This window comes from Bradyrhizobium sp. RDM12 (genome assembly GCF_051917485.1).
Lineage (GTDB): Bacteria > Pseudomonadota > Alphaproteobacteria > Rhizobiales > Xanthobacteraceae > Bradyrhizobium.
The window spans coordinates 202,191-224,745 of sequence record NZ_CM133064.1 but is presented as its reverse complement, the minus strand read 5'-3'; the positions used below and the strand labels follow the sequence as shown (position 1 = coordinate 224,745).

General features: G+C 60.5%; 18 protein-coding genes and 4 pseudogenes. 16 read left to right on the top strand and 6 right to left on the bottom strand.

The genetic code is table 11. The annotated features are described in order from the left end of the window. Nucleotides 1-104: 104 nt before the first annotated feature. Entirely contained in the window at nt 105-1,022 is a 918-nt protein-coding gene (locus ACTGJ9_RS01070) for an MBL fold metallo-hydrolase (protein WP_456675560.1), read from the bottom strand. 484 nt (nt 1,023-1,506) lie between these two features. Between ACTGJ9_RS01070 and ACTGJ9_RS01065 the strand changes: the two genes are divergently transcribed. The 10 genes and pseudogenes from ACTGJ9_RS01065 to ACTGJ9_RS01020 all read left to right on the top strand — a co-directional run bounded on the left by ACTGJ9_RS01065 (nt 1,507) and on the right by ACTGJ9_RS01020 (nt 12,122). Beyond that, nucleotides 1,507-2,370: an alpha/beta fold hydrolase gene (locus ACTGJ9_RS01065; protein ID WP_456678413.1), complete on the top strand. Its 864-nt coding sequence runs from the start codon at nt 1,507-1,509 to the stop codon at nt 2,368-2,370. A 34-nt stretch (nt 2,371-2,404) separates the two neighbouring features. Then, nucleotides 2,405-3,610 (top strand): NAD(P)/FAD-dependent oxidoreductase, encoded by a 1,206-nt coding sequence (locus ACTGJ9_RS01060; protein ID WP_456675559.1) that lies wholly within the window; start codon nt 2,405-2,407, stop codon nt 3,608-3,610. A gap of 7 nt (nt 3,611-3,617) precedes the next feature. Next, nucleotides 3,618-4,430, top strand: a complete 813-nt coding sequence (locus ACTGJ9_RS01055) for an SDR family NAD(P)-dependent oxidoreductase (RefSeq protein ID WP_456675558.1) — start codon at nt 3,618-3,620, stop codon at nt 4,428-4,430. Between the two features lie 64 nt (nt 4,431-4,494). Further along, a pseudogene (locus ACTGJ9_RS01050) lies at nt 4,495-5,954 on the top strand (sensor histidine kinase). Next, nucleotides 5,951-6,340 carry a response regulator gene (locus ACTGJ9_RS01045; RefSeq protein ID WP_456675557.1) on the top strand — a complete coding sequence of 130 codons (390 nt, stop codon included), beginning with the start codon at nt 5,951-5,953 and terminating at the stop codon, nt 6,338-6,340. Before ACTGJ9_RS01050 ends, ACTGJ9_RS01045 begins: the two are co-directional and overlap by 4 nt. Further along, a pseudogene (locus tag ACTGJ9_RS01040) lies at nt 6,337-7,550 on the top strand (adenylate/guanylate cyclase domain-containing protein). The gene ACTGJ9_RS01045 and the pseudogene ACTGJ9_RS01040 overlap by 4 nt, the downstream one beginning before the upstream one ends. Nucleotides 7,551-7,796: 246 nt before the next feature. Beyond that, complete coding sequence (locus ACTGJ9_RS01035; protein ID WP_456675556.1) at nt 7,797-10,391, top strand: PAS domain-containing protein; 2,595 nt, start codon at nt 7,797-7,799, stop codon at nt 10,389-10,391. Next, nucleotides 10,388-11,038: a response regulator transcription factor gene (locus ACTGJ9_RS01030; protein WP_456675555.1), complete on the top strand. Its 651-nt coding sequence runs from the start codon at nt 10,388-10,390 to the stop codon at nt 11,036-11,038. Before ACTGJ9_RS01035 ends, ACTGJ9_RS01030 begins: the two co-directional genes overlap by 4 nt. After that, a pseudogene (locus tag ACTGJ9_RS01025) lies at nt 11,028-11,419 on the top strand (response regulator). The gene ACTGJ9_RS01030 and the pseudogene ACTGJ9_RS01025 overlap by 11 nt, the downstream one beginning before the upstream one ends. Beyond that, the gene (locus tag ACTGJ9_RS01020) at nt 11,409-12,122 is read left to right on the top strand and encodes a response regulator transcription factor (RefSeq protein WP_456675554.1); all 714 of its coding nucleotides are present in this window, start codon (nt 11,409-11,411) and stop codon (nt 12,120-12,122) included. The pseudogene ACTGJ9_RS01025 and the gene ACTGJ9_RS01020 overlap by 11 nt, the downstream one beginning before the upstream one ends. A 247-nt stretch (nt 12,123-12,369) precedes the next feature. On the opposite strand, the gene ACTGJ9_RS01015 is transcribed toward ACTGJ9_RS01020, so the two are convergent. Both ACTGJ9_RS01015 and ACTGJ9_RS01010 read right to left on the bottom strand, forming a co-directional pair. Beyond that, nucleotides 12,370-12,633: a GNAT family N-acetyltransferase gene (locus tag ACTGJ9_RS01015; protein WP_456675553.1), complete on the bottom strand. Its 264-nt coding sequence runs from the start codon at nt 12,631-12,633 to the stop codon at nt 12,370-12,372. Further along, a complete protein-coding gene (locus tag ACTGJ9_RS01010) occupies nt 12,606-12,830 on the bottom strand; it encodes a hypothetical protein (protein ID WP_456675552.1) in 225 nt (74 codons plus the stop codon). Before ACTGJ9_RS01010 ends, ACTGJ9_RS01015 begins: the two co-directional genes overlap by 28 nt. Before the next feature lie 146 nt (nt 12,831-12,976). Here ACTGJ9_RS01010 and ACTGJ9_RS01005 point away from each other — a divergent pair, with 146 nt between their 5' ends. From ACTGJ9_RS01005 to ACTGJ9_RS00985, 5 genes and pseudogenes are all read left to right on the top strand, one after another. After that, the gene (locus ACTGJ9_RS01005) at nt 12,977-13,354 is read left to right on the top strand and encodes a winged helix-turn-helix domain-containing protein (RefSeq protein ID WP_456675551.1); all 378 of its coding nucleotides are present in this window, start codon (nt 12,977-12,979) and stop codon (nt 13,352-13,354) included. Continuing rightward, nucleotides 13,315-14,532, top strand: coding sequence for a tetratricopeptide repeat protein (locus ACTGJ9_RS01000; RefSeq protein WP_456675550.1), 1,218 nt, complete (start codon nt 13,315-13,317; stop codon nt 14,530-14,532). The genes ACTGJ9_RS01005 and ACTGJ9_RS01000 overlap by 40 nt, the downstream gene beginning before the upstream one ends. A gap of 128 nt (nt 14,533-14,660) precedes the next feature. Beyond that, nucleotides 14,661-15,351 (top strand): annotated as a pseudogene (locus ACTGJ9_RS00995) (response regulator transcription factor). A 127-nt stretch (nt 15,352-15,478) separates the two neighbouring features. Then, nucleotides 15,479-15,826: a response regulator transcription factor gene (locus ACTGJ9_RS00990; RefSeq protein WP_456678412.1), complete on the top strand. Its 348-nt coding sequence runs from the start codon at nt 15,479-15,481 to the stop codon at nt 15,824-15,826. 11 nt (nt 15,827-15,837) lie between these two features. Continuing rightward, nucleotides 15,838-17,610, top strand: coding sequence for an ATP-binding protein (locus ACTGJ9_RS00985; protein WP_456675549.1), 1,773 nt, complete (start codon nt 15,838-15,840; stop codon nt 17,608-17,610). A 481-nt stretch (nt 17,611-18,091) separates the two neighbouring features. On the opposite strand, the gene tnpC is transcribed toward ACTGJ9_RS00985, so the two are convergent. From tnpC to tnpA, 3 genes are all read right to left on the bottom strand, one after another. Beyond that, nucleotides 18,092-19,764, bottom strand: a protein-coding gene (gene tnpC, locus ACTGJ9_RS00980; protein ID WP_456675548.1) for an IS66 family transposase whose coding sequence is annotated in 2 segments (ribosomal slippage) — nt 18,092-19,425 and nt 19,425-19,764 — 1,674 coding nt in all. Because the reading frame shifts where the segments join, the coding sequence is not laid out codon by codon here. 47 nt (nt 19,765-19,811) lie between these two features. Then, nucleotides 19,812-20,105 (bottom strand): IS66 family insertion sequence element accessory protein TnpB, encoded by a 294-nt coding sequence (tnpB, locus tag ACTGJ9_RS00975; protein ID WP_456678411.1) that lies wholly within the window; start codon nt 20,103-20,105, stop codon nt 19,812-19,814. Nucleotides 20,106-20,155: 50 nt separating this feature from the next. Beyond that, nucleotides 20,156-20,557, bottom strand: a complete 402-nt coding sequence (gene tnpA, locus ACTGJ9_RS00970; protein ID WP_456674923.1) for an IS66-like element accessory protein TnpA — start codon at nt 20,555-20,557, stop codon at nt 20,156-20,158. Nucleotides 20,558-21,227: 670 nt separating this feature from the next. Between tnpA and ACTGJ9_RS00965 the strand changes: the two genes are divergently transcribed. Continuing rightward, the gene (locus ACTGJ9_RS00965; RefSeq protein WP_456675547.1) at nt 21,228-22,250 is read left to right on the top strand and encodes an AraC family transcriptional regulator; all 1,023 of its coding nucleotides are present in this window, start codon (nt 21,228-21,230) and stop codon (nt 22,248-22,250) included. Nucleotides 22,251-22,555 lie beyond the last annotated feature (305 nt).

Here is a 22,555-nt window from a genome sequence, read left to right as displayed (position 1 = left end):
CTGGGCCTCGTTCAGGCCGGCCTTGCTCAGGCCGGCCGTTGTCGAATGAATCGTGTAGTCTCGAACACCCCGTCGCCATCGCGCGGATGTCACTTCTCAGACGGTTAGTAATCCCACAAGATTGGGACCCATCGAAAGACATCGCCGTCGATTGCCACCCGTCCGAGAGACGGAAATGGCATATGAGTGGCCACCAGCAATTCGCCGGTCGCCGCCAGCTCTTTCAGCAGACGTGCGCGAACGCGTGTCGCCTCTTCAGGATCATGTTCGAAACCGTTATACCAATCGGGGTGGTCGAACCCGACCGTAAACACGGCGTCACCGGCGAAGGTAAGCGCGTCGCCGCCCGCAGCCACTCGGACGATACTGTGTCCTGGCGTATGGCCACCGGTGCGGCGGACGACCACGCCGGGTGCCACCTCGTACTCGTCGTCGAATTGCCGCAGCTGTTTGCGGTACTCCTTCGCGAACCGTTTGGCGGTCGCCCGAAGTGCATCCGGGAATCCCGGCGGCATGGAGGTGTGGGAGAAATCCGGCGAGTCCCAGAATTTGACCTCGGCGGCGGCCACGTGAATCTGGACGTCAGGGCGCAGCTGCTCCTTCACGCCAGTGACGAGCAGTCCGCCAATGTGGTCCATGTGCATGTGGGTCAGCACGACGTCGGTGACCGACCCAAGATCTATGCCGGCGCTCTCCAGTCGCTTGATCAACTGCCCGGCCCGCGGCAGGTTCAGGTCCGGGTCCGACCCCAGTCCCGCATCGATGAGTATGGTCTTGCCTCCGCTACGGACCACGACTGCGTTCAGCGGCCAATCGAAGGCGTCCGGCGGCAGGAACATATTGTGCATCCAGGCAGCGCGGACTGCCGGGTCCGCATTGTGCCCCAACATGGCGGTTGGAAGCGGGAGCACGCCGTCGCTGATCACCAGCACGTCAATCTCGCCGATCTGCAGCGCATAGCGCGACGGCACTAACTCGTCCAGCCCCGATCGAACCGGGCGCGAGGCAACATCTAGGCTCATGTCTATCTCCTGTTGAACGCCGCATAGCGCGCGCGGCCCTGGCAACGCTATGTCCGGACGTACCTGCGATCGACTGGACCAGCGAATAGGTCGAGCAGTACTTCGGAATAGGTCGCTCACTTCCGTTGACGAGAATCGTTCGGACGCCGCCTGCGAGCGGGCTCCAGACGCCTTCGACCCGGACGATACGATCGCTACGGCTCCAGCCGATGCTATCCTGAAGGATAGGTGAGGCTATTCGCAAAGCCAGCCGCGCTGATCCGCAGAACGATGTCGCCGCGCTGTTCGCCCCGCCATGTTCGGAGCGTTCACGCGCTGCGCATCTGTGCCTGCCACTCACCCAAACGGAGACAAACGAATGACCTGGAAGAGCTCAATCAGCCGTCTTGCAAATGTCTCGCGACGAAAATTGCTCGCCACCACGATGCTCTACGCGGCATCGATGACCGTCCGCTCCTCGGCGGCGGCGGGAACGGAGAGCGGAATGCTATCTAACACGGGGACTACTACGTATCCCACATCTTTCGTTACAACGAATGACGGCGTGCAGATGTTCTATCGCGATTGGGGCGCGAAATCCGCCCAGCCGATCGTCTTTCATCATGGCTGGCCGCTGTCGTCCGACGATTGGGAGAGCCAGATGCTCTATTTCCTCGGCAAAGGCTATCGCGTGATCGCTCACGATCGCCGCGGCCATGGCCGCTCCAGTCAAGCGGTCGACGGTCATGACATGGATCATTACGCGTCCGACGTCGCTGCGTTCACTGCGCATCTCGGCCTCCGCAACGCAATTCACGTCGGTCATTCCACCGGTGGCGGCGAAGCGGCGCGCTACGTCGCGCGTTTCGGTCACGGCCGCGTTGCGAAGCTGATCCTGATTGGCGCGGTGACGCCGCTGATGCTGAAGACAAACGGCAATCCGGGTGGCCTGCCAATTGAAGTGTTCGACGGCCTGCGGCAACAGCTGGCGGCCAATCGATCCCAGTTCTATTTGGAATTCGCCAGTGGCCCGTTCTATGGCTACAACCGGCCTGGCGCCAAGCCGTCGCAAGCGGCGATCTGGAATTGGTGGCGTCAAGGCATGATAGGCAGCGCCAAGGCGCATTACGAATGCATCAAGGCATTCTCCGAAACCGATTTCAGCGACGACCTGAAGAACATCACGGTCCCTACGCTCGTTCTCCACGGCAGTGACGATCAGATAGTGCCGGTCGCGGATTCTGCGCAGCTTTCGGCAAAACTCCTCAAGCACAGCGTGCTGAAGATCTACGATCGGCTGCCGCACGGGCTGTGCACGACAGATGCCGACATCGTCAATGCCGACGTTCTGAAGTTCATCTCCGCTTAGGCCTCGCGCCTCCCGCAAATCCAGGAGTTCCACCATGCGAATTGTCATCGTTGGCGCCGGCTTTGCCGGCATGTATGCCGCGCTTTCTGCTGCTCGCCTGCGCGAAATCCAGTGCGTCACACCCGAGACGCTCGAAATCACGCTCGTCTCTCCGCAGCCGACCCTTGTCGTGCGTCCTCGTCTCTACGAAGCAAAGCCCGAAACGCTGACGGCGCCGCTCCAGGATGTACTGAAGGCGATCGACGTAATTTATCTGCAAGGGTGCGTGGAGTCCGTCGACACCAAAGCCCGCGCTGTGAAGATTGCAGCGGCCGGACGTTCGGAACAGATCATCGCCTATGATCGGCTCATCCTTGCTACCGGCAGCCGGCTGTTTCGGCCCGACATCCCTGGGCTCGCACAATATGGCTTCAGTGTCGATCAACTCGACGACGCGATTGCCCTCGATCGGCATCTGCACGAACTGGCGAAGCAGCCACCGTCTAAAATGCGGAACACAGTGGTGGTTGCTGGCGGCGGATTCACCGGCATCGAAGTGGCGACGGAGATGTCGGCGCGCCTGCGAGCCATCTTCGGCGAAGATGCAAATCCGCACGTCATCATCGTCGAGCGAAACGATGCAATCGCTCCCGATATGGGGGCCGGGCCGCGCCCGATCATCGAAGATGCGTTACGCGAACTCGGCGTGGAGACCCGTCTCGGCTTCGGCGTCACATCGCTCGACAAGTCCGGGGTGACGCTCTCCGGCGGTGAGCGTATCGAAACGGCCACGGTGATCTGGGCGGCCGGGATGCGTGCCGCGCCGCTCACCGCTCAGGTTCCGGCCGAGCGCGATAGCTCCGGTCGGCTGCTGGTCGATCGAGAGCTGCGGGTGCCATCGGTGAGCGGCGTGTTTGCGACCGGCGATGCCGCGAAAGCCCTGTGCGACGACAAAGGCACATATGCGCTGATGTCGTGCCAGCACGCAACGCGGATGGGTGCTTTCGCAGGGAACAATGCCGCAGCCGAACTGCTCGGCGTGCCAACTAAACCATACCACCAGGAAGCCTACGTGACTTGTCTCGACCTTGGCACCGCCGGCGCGCTGTTCACGCGCGGGTGGGAACGCAAGGTCGAGATGGTTGGCGACATCGCGAAAAAGACCAAGCATGAGATCAACACCGTCTGGATCTATCCGCCCCGCGCCGAACGCGCTGCAGCGCTGGCGTCAGCCGACCCGGAGAAGGTGACTGATCTCTGATCGACACATGAACAGGAGCCGCCCCCGGGGTAACGGCTCCGAATCAAGCAACAACAATTTGGAGAACACGAGCATGCAGAACGACAAAGTCATCATCCTGACGGGCGGGTCGTCGGGGATCGGACGGGCGGCGGCGCTTCGCTTTGCCAAGCAAGGCGACAAGGTGCTCGTGACTGGCCGCCGGTCCGCTCCACTCGACCAATTGGCGTCGGAGCATCCGAATATCGTCGGCCTAGTGGCCGATGCAGGGTCCGCGGCCGATGCCGGACGCACGGTGACGAAAGCGCTCGAACTCTGGGGGCGGATCGATTCGTTGATCAACAATGCCGGCGCCGGCGCAATCCTGTCGCTGGCAGATATCACGGCGGAGAAAATCGCGGATATTTTCTCGGTCAATGTGTTCGGGCCGAGCTTGCTCGCCTCGGCGGCCTTGCCGCATCTGCGAGACAGGCGAGGCACCATTGTCAATGTGTCGAGCACATTCGGGCATAAGCCGGGCGCGGCACTGTCGCATTACGCTGCGAGCAAGGCAGCGCTGGAACATCTGACCCGCTGCTGGGCGCTGGAGCTCGCGCCGTCAGGCGTTCGTGTCAACGCTGTTGCGGCAGGGCCGACCGAAACCGGCGCCTTGACCGGCATGATGGGCCTCACGCCGGAGCAGGCCGCTGCGGTCGAGGAGCAGGAGCGCGAAAGCATCCCGCTGGGGCGGCGCGGTATGCCTGACGATGTTGCGGAATGGCTGGTCCGGCTGGCTGGGCCCGCTGCCGCGTGGATGACAGGTCAGGTAATCGATGTAGATGGCGGCTTGGGGCTGGCTTAGCCGCCATCACCGGCCCTTAACCTAACTTTTTTGACTGCATCGGCCTCAACGAGCATTTCGTCAGATGACAACGGATCGGTGCACGGACAAAGGAGCGCGGCCTTGCAGTGTCGAGAATGCGCGTCTGCGGCGCGAGCTGGCGATGGCGCTCGAAAGGCAGGCCGCAACCGCCGAGATTCTCAATGTCATAGCCAGGTCACCGACCGACGTGCAGCCGGTGTTCGATGTAATTTCTGGTAGCGCGCAGCGGCTGCTCGGGGGCAATCGGCGCTCGTCACGCGCGTAATCGGCGATATGCTGCATCTGGCAGCGTGCACGGTTGGAAATCCCGACGGTGATCAGGAGATCCGTGCATCCTTTCCGGCGGCGCTGACCGCGGGCGGAATCCACAGCCGGGTCGCGGCTACAGCGACCATCGCGTTCCGCTCGGACGTCGAAACCGACCCAAGCGTTTCGCAGGCCATCAAGGACATGGCGCGCGCACGTGGCTATCGCAGCATCGTCGTGGTGCCGATGTTGCGCGACAGCTGCGCGATCGGCACGATCGGCGTGTCACGCGCTGAGCCCGGCGCATTTGGTGAAAGCCAGATCGAGTTACTCAAGACGTTCGCCGACCAGGCCGTGATCGCGGTAGAGAATGTCCGGCTGTTCGAGGAGGTCCAAGCGCGCACGACGCAGCTATCGAAATCGCTCGATGAGCTGCGCGGCGCGCAGGATCGTTTGGTGCAAACCGAGAAACTTACCTCGCTCGGGCAACTCACCGCGGGCATTGCGCACGAGATCAAGAATCCTCTCAATTTCGTCAATAATTTCGCGTCGCTTTCTGCCGAACTGACGGATGAGCTCAACGAGACGCTTGCTGACCTCGTCGTTCCCGACGCCACCCGTGAGCAGCTCGACGAGCTGAGCGATCTGCTCAGGGACAACCTTGGAAAAATCGTGGAGCATGGCAAGCGTGCTGACTCCATCGTCAAGAACATGCTTCTGCATTCTCGCGGCGGCGGTGGCGAGCACCGGCCGACCGATCTCAATGCGCTGATCGATGAGAGCCTCGCGCTTGCCTATCACGGAGCACGCGCGGAGCAACCGCAGCTCACGGTCAGCTTCGAGCGCAACTACGATCCGGCGGTCGGCTCGATCGATATCTTTCCGCAAGAGATCATCCGGGTGCTGTTGAACCTGATCTCCAACGGCTTCCATGCGATGACCACGCGGCTGAACGAATGCGGGCCTGGATTCGACCCGACACTGAGCGCGCGGACGCGCAGCCTGGGTGAATCCGTCGAGGTCCGAATTCGCGACAACGGCGTCGGCATTCCATCGATCGTCAGGGAAAAGATGTTCGATCCGTTTTTCACGACCAAGCCGCCTGGCGAGGGAACGGGTCTTGGCCTTTCCCTGAGCCACGATATCGTGGTGAAGCAGCACGGCGGCACGATCGATGTCGAAACCGAACCTGCCGCATTCACAGAATTCATCATCACATTGCCGCGCGGCAACGGCACGCGGAGAAATCAATCGTGACACGGATGATTCTGGTGGTGGACGACGAACCGGATATCGAATGCCTGTTCCGGCAGCAATTTCGCCGCGACCTGCGTGCCCGCCGCTTCGACATGGATTTCGCCACGTCGGCCACGCAAGCGCTGAGGCGTGTCGTCGAGACCGGCGAGTCGGCGCTGGTTATGATCTTGTCTGACATCAATATGCCCGGGATGAGCGGCCTCGATATGCTGCCGCAAATACGCGCCCAGCGGCCCGACGTGCCGGTTATCATGATCTCGGCCTATAGCGACAACGAGACCCGCAGGACTGCATTGGAGCGCGGCGCAGATGACTTGTTGACCAAGCCGATCGATTTCGAGCGGCTTCGCGATGAGATCGAAGCTAGATTGGGAGCAGTCGCATGACCGCTACGGTCTTGATGGTCGATGACGAGCCAGATCTGGAAGCGCTCGTCCTGCGGAAATTTCGTCGCCACCGCCGCGACGGTCTCATCGATTTCGTGTTCGCGCGTGATGGCATCGAGGCGCTCGATGTCATCGACCGGCATCCTCATGTCGATCTGGTTGTGCTCGACATCAACATGCCGCGCATGGATGGCCTCTCCCTGCTGGAGAAATTGCAGGAGCGGGACGATCGAAAATCCGCGATCATTCTGTCCGCCTATGGCGATATGAGCAATTTCCTGACCAAGCCGATCGATTTCTCCGATCTGGAAGCGACGATCCTGAAGACACTTCGCCACGTGGAATTCCTTCGTGAGGCGCATCGCCGCCAGACGGACGCCGAGCGCGCCCATGCCTCGCTGTCCCGCTACTTTTCTCCCGAACTCGCCAAGCGTCTTACCGCCGGAGGCGAGGACGGCATGCTCGTGCATTGGCGCCAGATCGGGATCATCTTCACCGACATAACGGGCTTCACGTCTCTCGTCGAGACGGCGGCGCCGGAGCAGCTTGCGGAACTGCTCAACGAATATGTCGGCGGCCTGACCGATGTGGTCTTCGACCATGAGGGGACGGTCGCCAAGGTAATTGGCGATGCGATCCAGGTCCTCTTCAATGCGCCGGGCGAGCAGCCGGATTATGCGACACGCGCCGTCGCCTGCGCGCAAGAACTGGATCGCTGGGCGGAGGAGTTCCGCGAGCGATGGAGGCGGAAAGGCGTCGATTTCGGCGCAACACGCATCGGCGTCCATGCGGGCCCGGCGCTGGTCGGCAACTTTGGCGGCGACCGTTACTTCGACTATACGGCCTATGGCGATACGATCAATACCGCCGCCCGGCTCGAAGCCGCGAACAAGGCGCTGGGAACGAGACTATGCGTCAGTGACGCCGTTGCAAGCGTCGCGCGCGCATTCCGCGGGCGCCCCATTGGCGATCTCGTTCTGCGTGGTCGGAACGAAGCCTTGCGGGCGCATGAACCGCTATCGCCGGACCAATCCGATGATCTGGCCACGACCAAATACGCGACAGCATTCCGCCAGCTTGGCGCGGGCGACGTCGCCGCCCTGCCGAGCTGGCGGCCCTGGTGGGCGCCCATGCCGATGATCCGCTGGCGAACTTTCATCTGCGGCGATTGCTCAATGGCGCGCGCGGGACGACAATCCGATTGGGGTGATGATGTCCTATCCGGAAGGATCAAGTCCCCCTGGGCCTCCGATTTTGCGGCATCGGTCGGCCCCTGATGCCGCTTCCCGGTCCGGTTCAGGCGCCAGCCCTGGCAATACATGGATTTCCATCGGATGCGGCGGGGAGACCGAGTCGCTAGACTTGACATCGGGAGTGCCGGGCCGGCGTGTTTTTCGGAAGACGGCCAAACAATGCGCCAGTAAGTGTCAGGTTCTCTCAGGAGGAGCATCCACACATGACCGTAGAGCGTTCCCGGCACTACTGGCTGACCGCGGTCGGGGTATCGGCAGTCGGGATTTTGTTGTGCTGGATCATGAATGAGCCATTCGGATTGCTGGTGCCGGTCGCCGCGATTTATCTATACGCGCCTAGCCGGGCCGTGTGGTTGCTTCGGGCCGCCTGGACGATCGCTCTTCTAGGGTCGGTCGTGGCTGCCGCGCGTCTCGCCGGTACCGATCGCGAATACGTCCTCGAATGGACAGCGTTTTTCGCGCTATCGCTGTGCCTAGGGGAAATCATCGAAATGAAGGCATCGATGATGTTCTGCTCGGATGCGCTGGAAGCGATGCGCATCGTGAAGAGCATGCCGGCGTATACGTGGTCAGCAAGCCCGGACGGTCATTCTACATTCGTAAGCGAGAGTACCTTCGCATATACCGGACTGCACCAGCCCAAAGCGGGCCTATTCCACCCGCTGGACAATACATCTTGGCGACGGATCATACATCCTGACGACTACGACGGCGTTATGAACGCACGACGACAATCGCTGGCCTCGAACCTTCCGTTCGACACGGAACTCCGCATCCGGCGGCACGACGGAGTGTATCGGTGGTTCAGGCTGTTCGGCTCACTGTCGCGCGTCGACAAAGGCAAGCTCACCGGCTGGTACGGCACGATGATCGATATCGAAGAGCGGAAGGTCACCGAACAGGCGCTCCAACGCAACGAGCGCGAGCTTCAACAACTGATCGACGCGGTTCCTGCGGCAATCTGGAGCACGGGGCCGGATGGAACGCCGACTTACGTCAATACCCGTTTCACGCGCATGACCGGCGCAACGATTGCGGACATCACGGCCCGCGATGGATCGCCGTCACTGAGCGTCGTTCATCCCGAAGACCGTGACCTCGCGGTGGCCGCGTTCCGGCATGCGGTGGCGACCGGCGAGCCCTATTTCAGGCGCTATCGACAGGTCCGTGCCGACGGATCCTATCGCTGGACAGAGACCCGGGCTGAACCTCTACGGGATCGATCCGGAGCGATCCTCAAATGGTACGGACTTAGTGTCGATGTCCACGATCTGGTGATCGCCCAGCAGGCGCTGCAGCAAAGTGAGCAGCGGCTGCAGCAACTGGTCGATGCCGTCCCGGTCATGATCTGGAGCACCACTCCCGAAGGCAAACCGGTGTTCGTCAACAAGCGATTTATGGATGTGACCGGGACGACTCTCGAAGACGCCACCGGATCGGATGGCATGCCAACGCTGTGTACGATTCATCCGGATTATCGGGACGATGCCCGGCGCATGTTCATGCAATCTTTCGAAACGGGCGTTCCTTGCATGAGTCGCTATCTACAGGTCCGACACGATGGTTCCTATCGCTGGAGCGAGGTTCGGGTCGAGCCGTTGCGCGGCGTGAGCAATGACGTGCTGCAATGGTACGCCGTATGCGTTGACATCGAGGATGAGGTCCGGGCGCATGAAGCGCTCCGACAGAGCGAGCGCTCATTGCGCCAGTTGGTGGAGACGCTGCCGGCGATGATCGATTGCGCGACCCCCGATGGCGAGCCGATCTACCGCAGCAAGCAGTTGCGCGAGTTCCTCGGATATGATCTCGAGGATCTCGATGGGGAGCCGTCCCGGTTGGGTGCAACACTGGATGCCGGCGTCCATCCCAACGATTTGCAGGGCGTTAAAGAGAAATACGCTTATTCGCTCGCCACCGGTGAGCCCTATGCGAGGCGTCACCGGTTGCGCCGCTTCGACGGCGAATATCGCTGGGTCGAAACACGCGCTGGTCCGATGCGCGATGCAGCCGGCACCATCGTGCAGTGGAATGTTATCTGCCTCGATATCGACGCCGAGATGCGTGCGCAGGAGGAATTGCGTCAGGCCCAAGAGAAGCTTGCACGCGCTAGCCAGGCCGCGAGTCTAGCCGAACTGTCAGCCTCTATCGCACATGAAGTGAATCAGCCGCTTGCAGCAATCGTCGCCAATTCGCACGCCTGCCAGCGGTGGCTCACGGCATCGCCGCCAAATATCGAGCGAGCCCATCGGACGATCGAGCGCGTCATACGCGATGCCAATGGGGCAGCGGATGTAGTCAGCAGAATTCGAGCCTTGTTCAGGCAATCAGTCGAGAAGAGGAGCATCTCCGCGCTCACGAGCGTGATCGAAGAGGTCTATGATTTGATAAGTGAAGAAGCGGCGCGCCGGCACACTCGGATTGCGGTCGATATCGAAAAAGACATTCCGCCCGTGGCGTTGGATCGAATTCAGATCCAGCAGGTCTTAAGCAACCTCATTCGAAACGGCATCGACGCGATGGACCGGACCGCCGGAAACAAGGCCATTCAACTACAGGTCACGCGTCAGGACGAAGAGACGATTAAGATCGCGGTCACCGATTCAGGCTCCGGCGTGGAAATGCCGGACAAGGTATTCCAGCCATTCTTCTCCACGAAAGAGCAGGGCATGGGTATGGGACTCGCGATTTGTCGCTCAATCGTGGAGGCGCATGGCGGAACGTTATGGGCTGAGAATAATGCCTCGCAAGGCGCGACATTTGCGTTTCTGTTGCCGATCAAGCCAAAGGCGGCCTCGTGATGGCCGAAGACTATATTGTCTTCATCGTGGACGACGACGCGCGGATACTGGAAGCGCTCGCGGAGTTGTTTGCATCCCACGGCATTCCAGCCATGGCGTTTGGGTCGGCTGGCGAATACATGCTCGCCGAAAAGCCGGATATTCCGGCTTGCCTGATTCTAGACGTCGAGCTGCCGGATATTAACGGCCTCGATCTGCAGGGGCGGATTGCCGAACGCGGGCATCCTCCGATCGTTTTCATCACGGGCCACGGAGACATCCCATCGTCGGTTCGGGCGATAAAGAACGGAGCCTTAGATTTCTTGACAAAGCCGTTCAGCGATGCGGAGGTCATCGCTGCCGCCCGATCGGCCATTGCGCAGGACCGCTCCGATCGAGTTATTCGCAGCGAGGCCATGCTGCTGAAAGAGCGCTATCTCAGCCTGACCCCGCGTGAACGGGATGTGCTTCCGCTGGTGGTGAGTGGTCTGTTGAACAAGCAGGCTGCCGCGCAGCTAGAAATCAGCGAAGTCACGCTACAGGTCCATCGAAGGAACGTGATGCAGAAAATGGCCGCGGCGTCTCTCGCCGACCTCGTGCGCATGGCTCAAAAACTGGGAATACCGCTCACCAATTCGCGTCGGGTAATAGGCCGTGATGACGCATAGAAGCAGGTCCGCTGTTGCGATTGTCGATGACGATCAAGGGTGCTTGAGTCGCTCGAAGAACTTCTGGAGTCAGCAGGATACGCTGTGTGTTGCTTCTCGTCGGCTGAAGCACTGCTTGCGTGCGGTCTGTCGGAGGTAGATGTGTTGATCACCGATGTTGGACTGCCGAATATCAATGGCCTGCAGCTTCGGAATGTCGTGAGAGAGCGTCGGCCCGACTTGCCAGTGTTTCTCATCACAGGGCGCCACGAAATCGCCGATCAAACACGGGCGAAAGGCATTAGCGGGTTCTTCCGCAAGCCATTCGATGGTTTGGCGTTGCTGTCAGCCATCGGCGAAGCACTCAAATCACGAGAAATAGAGGGCGACGATGACGATTAACTTGCCGCTTGTTCGCGCAGTCCCGCTGCAAAAAGCTGAATCGGAAGAGCCTCTGGTCATAATCGTTGATGACGATGCCGCGGTTCGCGAAGCGCTGTCCGAGCTGATGGCCTCTGCAGGGTTTGAGGTAGTCTGCCATGCGTCGACGCTCGCGTTCCTCGATGCCGGCGCTCCCGACAGGCCGTGTTGTCTCATCGTCGATGTGCGGATGCCCGGTGCGAGCGGCCTCGATCTGCAGGACCATCTGAGCAGGAGCAGCGATCCGCGGCCGATCATCTTCCTCACCGGATATGGGGATATTCCGATGACGGTGCAGGCCATGAAGGCGGGCGCCATTGACTTCCTCACCAAGCCCGTACGCGACCAGACGTTACTCGATGCGGTTCACACGGCCATCGCGAAAGACCGCATCCAGCGGCAAAAAGCAGCAGAGCTCAAACGCAATTGCGAGCGGCTTGCGACACTAACGCCGCGAGAGCGCGAGGTGCTTCACAAAGTCATGGGTGGACGATTGAACAAGCAGATCGCATTTGACCTCGGCATCAGCGAGGTCACAGTGAAGCTGCACCGGAGTAACGCGATGCGCAAAATGGGGGCGAGTTCAATGGGCCAGATGATACGGGCTTGGGAAAGCTTGCCAGCCGTGGCACGAGCGTGGCCGATGCACCATACCAGCGAAACCAATTTCGTTGAACAGAAGTGAGGCAGATGCGTTTCAGATCCTACCTCCGCTTCTGTGCCAAGCTGTCGTTGTGGATGTGAGATTTCGCCGAGTTCTCACTAAACCTGGTCAATGACGGCTCTAGTCCGACGACCCCCGGCGCCTCGCCGTCTTGGGCATCAGAAGTTGAGCTTGCTCCATCCGTGCCTGACGCCTGATATCCGGAGGTCTCTTTGCTCGCGATGCGCGGAGCTAAGGCGCGTACTCATAGCCTTGATGAGCCCACGCCCTAGCCATCAGCGGCCAAGTGGGCGATCGCCTTTACTCCCAATTGCCAGCGATCCCAGTCGGGATCGGGGGTCGCGTCGACGCCCTTGTAGAAAGCCTGGGCTGGTGCGTTATCTTTCAGTACGAACCAGCAGAACTTTTCGTGCCCTGTATCCATCGCATGGCGGGCCATGCGCCCCATTAGTCGTCGCCCGATCCCGTGGCCGCGCAAATCCGGGTCCACGAAAAGCCACTTCATCATGAGCAGCGGCCGCAGCGTGTGCATGAGAGGATCTCGTAGTACACGGCCATGCCGGCGAGCATGCTGCCGCCGCGGTCGGCGACGAAGGCGCCGAATTCGGGACGCTCGCCGAAGCCGCGGTGCAGCAGTTCGGCCTCAGTGAGTCGGAAGTCTGTGCCGCGCTCGAACTTGACGATGCCTTCCATCAGCCGCAGCAGTTCGGGCATGTCCTGGCGCACCATAGACCTGATCCGCACGTTATTTTCGTCCATTCGCATCTCACACTCTCCGTCTGGGATGGGGTCGAGCTCATCGGGCCCGATTTCCATTGATGGAGCCACGATGCATTGCTATAAATTCCTAAAATCTGCTAATCAGTTCGGTATTCATGGAGGCACCCTCCAATTTCGCCTTTGGGCCTTTCGCGTTTCACGTTCTAAGCCGCCGGCTGGAAAAGCAAGGCGAATTGGTGCTGCTCAACTCCCGGGCAACGGAGTTGCTGTTGCTCATGCTAAGGCGAGCGGGCGAACTCGTCACCAAGGACGATCTGCTGCACGCCGTCTGGGGTGATCGAGTCGTCGCGGAGAATAACCTCACCGTACACATGGCGGCCCTTCGTCGCGTACTCCGCGACGGTGGGGAGGCCGACAACTACATTCGAACCGAGCATGGTCGCGGTTATCGCTTCGTGATGCCGGTCACGGTCGCGCAGGCCGAGGGAGCAGCGTGCGCAGCGGATCGACAGTTCACGTCGGCGGGCAGCTAGAGTCCCAAGGCATTTCCATTCTGATAACACCCGACCATAGCCTGCTCGACGGCGAGCAATCTCAATCGCTTGGAGGCGAGGTCAGGCGGCATCTCCTGGTGCAGCTCTCGCGCGTGCCCGATGTGGTGGTCGTCAGCGGAGGCGACGCCCGCTATGTTCTGCGCACGTCTATCCGAGTAGTAGAGAGCGGGGTCCAGGTCGTTGGCATGATCGATGATGCCGGAACCGGAGCAACCATCTGGGCGGATCGGTTCCAGCACCGGCACATCGGCCTCAGCTCGATGGAGGGAGAGATCTCAAGCCGGCTGGCACGCGCGGTGATCATGGAGCTAGTGGACCGGGAAGCCGCCCAGGGACCTTCCGAAGAGGCGTCGCAGACCGCTGGCGCGCAGTACAGCGCCTTGCGCGGTTGGAGCGCCCTAAATCGCGAGCTGTGGGTTCCCCAGGATCTCGCCGAGGCACGGCGATGGTTCGACCGCGCGCTCCTCGCCGATCCATTGAACGCGTCGGCTCTGGCGGGGGCGGCCTACACGATTGTCGCAGAGAACATAAGGGCCACTGCGCAAAATCGTGATCTTGCGGATCGTGACGAGCTGCGGCAGGCCGACGAACTCGCGACGCGGGCGGTCGCGCGAGCGCCGGACTGGCCTCGAGCCTGGTTTTGCCGTGGCTACGTGCGGGAGTGTCAGCGCCGCTTCGACGCGGCGCTGATCGCTTTCGGTCGGGCCTTGTCGCTCGATCCGTGTGACGCCGAGGCCCTTGCCTACACAGGCCATGTCCATTTCCTGATGGGCCGTCTTGAGGAAATGCGGGCCCCAATCCAGCATGCAGTTGCGCTTAGTCCGCGCGACCGCGGCGTCGGCCTGTGGCATCATTTCTTAGGCCAATACGACTTCTGGCATGGTCGCGACGAGCTCGCAATTCCGTATTTCGTGCGAGCCACCGACCTTGCTCCGAGCTTGGTCTATTGTGCGACTTTTCTCGCTGCCTCGCTTGCCCTTGCGGGCCGGGTCGAGAAGGGGCGAAGGTCGCTCGACGCATGGTGCGAGGCGATGGGCGGCTATCGCCTTACGATCGATAGTCTGCGTGCGCGGGTTTTCTCCGACGATCCCACCTACCTCGCCGGGCATGAGCGCCACTACCGCGGCCTGCGTCTAATCGGGGTCGCGGAGCGCTGACACGATAGGCAGGTCCGGCGATTAGGGAGATTTAGCAAGCTCGCCAGCGACATTGGCGGGACTCCCCGGTAGAACGACGGGCACGTCCAGCGCCAAGGATCAATGCCTATGCCGATGCAGACAAATGCATTCTCCACTCCGTTCGCGCGGTCGACCGCGGCGATCCCTCGTCCAGCAAGGTCGACCTCGAAACGGATCGCCCGCTCGTCTTGATCGTGGACGACGACGAGGACGTCCGGTCTGCGCTTCGAGATCTCCTGCTGTCGGTGGAATCGACGCATCCTGCTTTGCTTCAACGCGGGAACTATTGCACGCCGATCTTGAAGATCGCCCCGGTTGCCTGATCCTCGACGTCCGCATGCCCGGCGCAAGCGGTCTGGATCTGCAGCAGCACCTCGTCGCGAACGGCAACACGCGACCAATCGTTTTCCTCACCGGTCATGGCGACATCGCAATGACGGTGCAAGCGATGAAGGCGGGAGCCGTCGAATTCCTGACAAAGCCCGTGAGAGACCAGACGCTGCTCGACGCGGTGACGGCCGGAATCGAGAAAGATATCTCCTGAGGGCCAACGACCGCCACATCAAGCAATACGTCGACCGCTACGCAACTTTGACACCGCGCGAACGCGAAATCCTCCGCGAAGTCGCAAAGGGCCGCCTCAACAAGCAGATCGCATTCGATCTCGGTATCAGCGAGGTTACCGTCAAACTGCACCGCGGCAGCGTAACCAGGAAGATGCAGGCAACATCGGCCGGCCAGCTCATCCGCATCTGGGAACTACTGCCTGCGGGGATCCGGGAGGAAGAATCACCCTAGACCAAAGGATGGTTACGATCAGGCAAGGCAAAGGATCAGATGAGGGAGGCGGCCATCCGGCCGTGCTAGCGAGAGCCCCCCGTTGTCCAAAGCGCCCTTAGTCGCGATCGTAGATGACGATGAAGCTGTGCGAGAGGCCCTGTCCGAACTCCTTCTGGTGCTGGAACTATCGTGTCGCACTTTCGATCGAGCGGAGGCCTTCATGGCGGAATACGTCCCGGGCAAGTTCGATTGCCTGATTACCGATCTGAACATGCCGGGTCGCAGCGGGCTCGACCTGCTGCAGCACCTGCAGAGCATTGCCTCCGTGGTGCCGGTGATCGTCATCACGGCCGACACCAATCCGCCGACCCTGTCGCGCGCCATGCGATGTGGCGCCTATGCCTATCTGACCAAGCCGATAGAAACTGAAGCGCTGCTTCGGCATCTGCAGTCCGCCCTGAGGCTGACTGGCTTTCCATTCGGCGACGAGTGAGAGACCTTCCGATGGCCAGCCCCGTCCACAAGCCGGTCACAGACGGACGCGAAGCGCTCTTGGCGTCTCCGCCGGGAATGGAGTTGTCGGATTTGGCATCCGAGAACGCAATTCCTCAACTAGACATTACAGTTAGCGGGATCACGTCGGATGACTTGCGCGCAATGGACATGAGTGTCGGGCGGACCGACATGCTCAAGAATATGCAAGTACCCGCGGAAATCACGCGAAAATGGCAGGAGATCGTAGATCTTCTGGCCAACATTCTAAATGTTCCCTCCGCGCTGATCATGAGGGCTGAGCCGCCAAATATCAAAGTCTTCGTTTCCAGCGAGTCTAAAGGAAATCCTTATGAACCGGGCGAGATCGCGTGTCTCAATACAGGACTGTATTGCGAGACTGTAATAAACACTCGCCGACCATTGATAGTCCCGAACGCTCTGCAAGATAAGGCGTGGAAATCAAACCCTGACATCAAACTGGGCATGATCTCTTACCTTGGCGTGCCAATCAGTTGGCCCGATGGCGAGATATTTGGCACGATTTGCGTGCTCGACAGAAAAAGCAACGAATACAGCGAGCTCTATCTCAGACTGATGTTGCAGTGGCGCGATGTGTTGCAGGCGGACTTGAGGTCCATTGCAACCATGCAGCGAGAGATTGAACAACGTGAGGCGAAAATTCGCCGCCTCTTCGATGCCAACATCATCGGCATCATCGTCTGGAATGCTGGTGGTCAGATTCTTGACGCCAACAGTGAATTTCTCCGCATAGTTGGATATGATCAGCACGATCTCCGGTCCGGTCGAATGAGCTGGGCGGACATGACGCCCGCCGAATGGCGCGATCGCAATGCGCTGGCGCTATCCGAGCTAAAGAACAAGCGAGCCGCGCAACCCTTCGAAAAGGAGTACATCCGAAAGGATGGCAGCCGTATTCCAGTGTTGGTCGGCATCGCGAGCGTTGAAGGGACAGAGGACCAAGGTATCGCATTTGTGCTCGACTTAACCGAGCGCAAACGGGCAGAAACAGAGGCGCGTGAGAGCGAGCGGCGATTCCGCAACATGCAGATGGAATTGGCTCATGCTAATCGGCTGGCAACATTGGGCCAACTTACGGCGTCTATTACGCATGAGGTGAAGCAACCGATCACGGCCGCGCTCCTGAATACCCAAACAGCTCAGCGCTTCCTCACCCGCCAGCAGCCGGATGTTGAGAGGGCGAAAAAGGCGATAGACCGAGCGGTGCTGAACGGCATGCGTGTCAGTGAGGTTGTTGACCGGACGCACGCGTTGGTTAGGAAGGAGCCCGTGCGAAAGGACCGCATGGAGATCAATGAAGCCATTTCGGGAGTTATCGGACTCACGCGCGGAGAAGCCTTGAAAAGCGGCGTTCAGGTACGGACTCAACTGGCCGAGGGTTTACCCGTCATTCAAGGCAGTCGGGTCCAGATTCAACAGGTGATGTTGAACTTGATCGTAAATGCCGTCGAGGCGATGAGCCAAATGAACGACGACCATCGGGAATTGCAGATCAGTACTCAGGCTGAGGCCGACTGTGTTCTCGTTGTGGTGCGAGACTCTGGCCCGGGCCTATCAGAAGATGTTATTGAGCGAGCCTTCGAGGCATTTTATACGACGAAATCGAGCGGCCTAGGGATGGGATTATCCATCTGCCGTTCGATCGTTGAGGATCATGGAGGACGATTGTGGGCGACCGCAAACGTACCAAAAGGTGCGGCGTTTCAGTTCACAATACCCATCAATGCGGACTGTCAGGACTGACCACGCGTGCAAATCTCGTGGAACCGTCCCGAAGTGGATGTCGACGGCATTTGGCTCCACGTTTTCGGGTGATGGCGACTAGGATCGGCTGCAGCGGGGGATAATCATCCTGCTGATCAAAGGCATCTAACGCAGTCGGGACAACCAGCACCTAAGACATGGTCCTCGAAATTGGCCTGGCCATTGGTGGCCGCATCTCCCGACTGGCGGCGCGAATTTTCGGTTTGGGCTACAAGTCGTCGATCTCGATTTTTGCGTTGGCGAACTGGTTCGCCAGAGATATTCAAAGGCGTCTGCTTCGCTCGCGCGATTCTATATGCTGGCACGCCGGTACTGTCCCAAGGTAAAGGCCAATCTATCCGCCGGACCTGCCAGACTAGATCTGCTGCTGGATTGCGTCAGGCGTACGCATACGACGAAGGCCGCCTGGTTGGCGCATGCGCGCGAACACAGCGAGAGCTATGATGGCGTTTGGTGAAGGTCAGGCAGCCTGCTGATCGGCGGCCTTGTCGACCTGACGCAGGAGCTTCCATTCCCAGGGCAGCAGCTCGTGCAGACGCGATGCGGGATGATCGGCGATACGGGCCAAGACGTCGGCGAGCCAAGCCTTTGGATCGACTTCGTTGAGGCGGCAGGTCGTGATCATCGTCAGCATGATGGCGGCACGGTCGGCACCACGCTCGCTACCGGCGAAGGTCCAGTTCCGCCTTCCCAATGCGATGCCTCTCAGGGCGCGCTCAGCGCAATTATTGGTCAAGCAGATCCTGCCATCGTCGAGGAAGCCGGCGAAGCCGTCCCAGCGCCTGAGCATGTAATTCATGGGCTTCAGAACCTCGGCAGAGCGCGAGAGGGTTTCGCGCTCGCGGAGCAACCAGGAATGCATGTCGTCGAGAAGCGGCTTGCTCTTCTCCTGGCGCACGGCGCGCCGCTCGTCGGCGCTAAGGCCATTGACGGCGCGCTCGATCTCGAACAGAGCGTCGAGGCGCCTGACCGCCTCCAGCGCGATCGGGGAGACCGGTTTGCCCTTCTTGCCTTCCCGAGCATTTTTCTCGATATCAGCCAGCTCGAAGAAGCCCCGCCGCGCATGGGCCAGGCAAAATGCCGGTGTAATCGGCAGCGCCTTCTTCTGCGGGTCGAACAGCGGCTCGAAGCCGCTATAGCAATCGGCCTGCAGGATGCCGGCGAAGGCGGCCAGATGTCTCTGCGGATGCTCGCCTCGTCGGTCGCTTGAGGCGTAATAGACCGCCGCAGGCGGCGCAGGCCCGGCGAACGGCCGGTCATCCCGCACATATGTCCAGATCCGGCCAGTCCTGCACTTGCCCTTCGCCAGGATACGGATGGTGGTGTCATCGCCATGAAGGCGTTCGGCGGCGAGCACATGGCGTTCGATCAAGTGGAACAGCGGCATGACGGCGAAGGTCCCGTGGCCGACCTGGTCGGCCAGCGTCGATAACGACAGCTCGATCCCCTCGCACTTGAAGCGCGCGCTCTGGCGATTGAGCGGGATATGCATGCCGAACTTGTCGAACAGGATGGTCGCCAGCAATTGTGGGCCGATGAAGCCGCGCGGCGTGGCATGGAACGGCGCCGGTGGCTGGCTGATCTTCTCGCAATCGCGGCAGGTGAACTTCTCGCGCACCGTCTCAATGACCTTGAAGCGGCGCGGGATCTCCTCCAGCGTCTTGGTCACATCTTCGCCGACCTTCGCCAGCCGCGATCCACCACAGCAGGCACAGGTCGTTGGTGCCTCGATGACGACGCGCTCGTGTTCGATATCGTCCGGCCACGGCTTGCGCACCGGTCGCTTGCGCACGAAGGACGGACGTTCTGCGTCTTCGCCGCTGCGGCCTGTGCGGCAAGCTCATCCTCGCTCGCTGTGGTGACGAGTTCTTCGAGTTCCAACTCCAACTGCTCAAGCAGGCGTGCCGAGCGCTCGGATCGTTGCCCGTGCAGTTCGCGTTTGAGCTTCTCGATCCGCAGCTCGAGATGCGCGATCAGCGCCTCGGTATCCGACAGTTTCGCCTGCGCATTCGCGGCTTGCGCCTGCCAGTTGGCGGCCTTCGCCTCGGCTTTCTGTCGCGCCTCACGTTCGGCCTGCAGCGCCGCCAGGGCACTGACAAGGTCCGATGGAAGATCGTCCGGCTTCGATATCATGAAGCCATTGAATCAGATCGAGCCGCAGATTCAAACCGTAAAAACGGTTATCCCACTCGCGTCGGACGCTGGGTTTCTTGAGGGTTGCGCCAGTCGATCCCGGACAGCAGATAGGAGAGCTGCGCCGGCGAGATCATCACCGGTTCACCGGCTACCGATGGCCAGATGAACCTTCCTCTCTCGAGCCTTTTTGTAAAAAGGCATGCTCCCTGGCCATCGTGCCAAATCACCTTCAAAAGATCGCCGCGTTTGCCCCTGAAGCAGAAAAGACCACCGCCCATAGCATCGTGCTTGAGCACTTCCTGCACGCGCAGAGCCAGGCTCGGAAAGCCACACCGCATGTCCGTATGGCCCGTCGCCAGCCACACTCGCACGCCCGTCGGGAGCGGGATCAACGTAGTGTCTCCAGCCCTCGCATGATCCGTAGCAAAACCGCGACATCGACGTTGTGGTCCACGATCACGCGTCGGCCATTCGCGGTCACGATCTCCAAAGTGCCCGTCATCGCCGGCGCGGTCGCAGGCGTCGTCGACTGGATCTCCGGCACAATCTGGGCTGGCACAAATCCATCGGCCTGACTGCCGCCAAGCTGTCCTTCGCGATAGGCCTTACGCCATGAAAACAGAAGCTGTTTCGCAACCCCATGGTGCCGTGCTGTCGCCGACACCATCCGTGGCGCCGAAAAACTTTCCTCGACAATTCGGAGTTTCTCCGCTTCCGACCAGCGCCGACGCCGACCAGTCTCCACAATCTCAAGGCGGCTCACTTGGCGACTATCAGTAAGGATATCCATACTGACAGTCAGCTACAGGTCGGAAAAACCCGCAAGACGGCCGTCCTCGGACGAATACCGTCAGGCGGCGGTTTCCTTCACTGTTGGCGCACAGAGGCGGCAGTGTCGCGCTTTCTTGGTTGTGACGCCTGCTTGCCGCGCATGCGGGTTCACCTGTCGCGATTCAGTCAGTCATAGGCGGATTGTCGCCGTCGGCACTACGGCGCGCCATCGAGCACCTGCGCTCGGAGCATGCTCGTCGACGCCAACTTCAAGGAAGTGCAGCTTAGCCGCGCCAGACACGAACAGTGCTACTGACGTCGGACTTCTATGGGCCAGACATTGTCTATCACGGTCACGTCGGTGGCTTTGCTGGCAGCACGGGTTCTGCATTTGCGGCAATCCTGGCGCAGAACGCAACCGCAACTGGATCAAGTTGTTCGCCGCCTTCCCAGGTGCGGGTGCGGCCCGATCAAAAGGAACTAATCGCGCGCGGTGTTCTCGACACTATCCCAAGGTACAGGTTCATCTATCTGCTGAACCCGCGAGACCAGATCCGCGGCACGATACCGCTGTGCGGCATTTCCCATCATTGTTGCCAGCACACAGGAAGCTGCTGCTCCGCGCCTCATCAGACCACAGAAAGGTTTGTGCGGAGTGAGCGCATGCGTCCCAACGCGAGCCGAAGCCCATGAACAACCCGATCTTTCGCGATGCTTCGCAACCGAAATCGCAGGCCGCATCTGAGGCGCGGCAGACCAAGGGGTCGATTGCCGAGGGGCGTCCCGATGCGGAGATGGCGCGCGTGCTCGGGACCACAGCATTTCAAATGGCTTTGGACCCTTCCGGTGCCGGCATCGCCCACTGGAAACATGACCCATTGCACGACGTCGTCGGACCCATGACCCATCACGTCATCATGGCTTACAACGGTTCGGTGCAGCGAATGGAGCGGCGGTCAGGAAGATCGGTCGCGATTGGAACGTTTCGCCCCGGCGTTGTGAGCATCATTCCGCAAGGATCAAGCTCCCGATGGGACATTCCGAAGCCCGTTGATGTCGTTCAGCTCTATCTTTCGCACACAATGCTCGAGCGCGTTGCCCGAGAAGCCGACTTTGCCATTCCGACGGATGTCTTGGAGCGAACGGCGCATCCCGACCCCATTATGTCCCGATTGCTCCTGAGCGCGGCGGATGTCCTGGAGGGCAACGGGGCTCTGGATGCGCTATACCGGCATCAGTTGACAGACCTCCTGGCCACGCGCCTCCTCGCTTCGCACACCGGGTCGCTGACCACGTTCCAGCCAACCGTGGGTGGGCTGTCGCCGAAGGTTCTGCGCCGGGCCATCGAACGCTTGCGCTCGGGGACCGATGCCGACATCTCCCTCGCTGCGCTGGCTTCGGATGCCGGTCTGTCGCGCTTCCATTTCTGCCGTGCCTTCAAGGAAAGCACCGGGCTTGCACCTCATGCCTGGTTGCGCCAGCACCGGCTCGATCAGGCCATGACAATGCTGCGCGATGATCCCAACACATCGGTGGCGTCGGTCGCCGCGGCGCTTGGCTATGCCTCACAGACGGCCTTCGCCGCCGCATTCAAGCGGCTGGCCGGGGAAACGCCGAGCGATTGGCGGCGGCGCGCGTTCTGTAACAGCAATTGCTCTGCAGGTACAGCAATCGCTCTGGCGCAGTTGCAGCTCCAGTCCGCTAGACCATGAGGGTGCCTACGCCCCAGCAAACGGAGACCAACATGATGTGGGAGAATTTCGTCAACCGACTTGCAATCACATCACGACGGAGAGGCCTCGCGACTGTGCTCGTGTACGGACTTTCGTTGGGTGTTCGCTTCACTTCAGCAACGGGGGAGGAGGTGGAAATCGCGGCGCAGTCCGTGCAAGGAACCGATCCCGCAATTTCCATCATAGCCACGGCTGGCGCCCAGCTCCCCCATCTGGATTTGAGGCCGAACCCTGCTCAACTCACTACCCTTCACCGCGACTGGCGGTTGCTTTCCACGAGCTGC

Coding starts and splice junctions, on each gene's coding strand:
- ACTGJ9_RS01070 (WP_456675560.1), bottom strand. CDS start 1,022: ATGAGCCTAGATGTTGCCTCGCGCCCGGTTCGATCGGGGCTGGACGAG.
- ACTGJ9_RS01065 (WP_456678413.1), top strand. CDS start 1,507: ATGCTATCTAACACGGGGACTACTACGTATCCCACATCTTTCGTTACA.
- ACTGJ9_RS01060 (WP_456675559.1), top strand. CDS start 2,405: ATGCGAATTGTCATCGTTGGCGCCGGCTTTGCCGGCATGTATGCCGCG.
- ACTGJ9_RS01055 (WP_456675558.1), top strand. CDS start 3,618: ATGAACAGGAGCCGCCCCCGGGGTAACGGCTCCGAATCAAGCAACAAC.
- ACTGJ9_RS01035 (WP_456675556.1), top strand. CDS start 7,797: ATGACCGTAGAGCGTTCCCGGCACTACTGGCTGACCGCGGTCGGGGTA.
- ACTGJ9_RS01020 (WP_456675554.1), top strand. CDS start 11,409: ATGACGATTAACTTGCCGCTTGTTCGCGCAGTCCCGCTGCAAAAAGCT.
- ACTGJ9_RS01015 (WP_456675553.1), bottom strand. CDS start 12,633: ATGCACACGCTGCGGCCGCTGCTCATGATGAAGTGGCTTTTCGTGGAC.
- ACTGJ9_RS01010 (WP_456675552.1), bottom strand. CDS start 12,830: ATGGTGCGCCAGGACATGCCCGAACTGCTGCGGCTGATGGAAGGCATC.
- ACTGJ9_RS01005 (WP_456675551.1), top strand. CDS start 12,977: ATGGAGGCACCCTCCAATTTCGCCTTTGGGCCTTTCGCGTTTCACGTT.
- ACTGJ9_RS00985 (WP_456675549.1), top strand. CDS start 15,838: ATGGCCAGCCCCGTCCACAAGCCGGTCACAGACGGACGCGAAGCGCTC.
- tnpB (WP_456678411.1), bottom strand. CDS start 20,105: ATGCGGTGTGGCTTTCCGAGCCTGGCTCTGCGCGTGCAGGAAGTGCTC.
- tnpA (WP_456674923.1), bottom strand. CDS start 20,557: ATGGATATCCTTACTGATAGTCGCCAAGTGAGCCGCCTTGAGATTGTG.
- ACTGJ9_RS00965 (WP_456675547.1), top strand. CDS start 21,228: ATGAACAACCCGATCTTTCGCGATGCTTCGCAACCGAAATCGCAGGCC.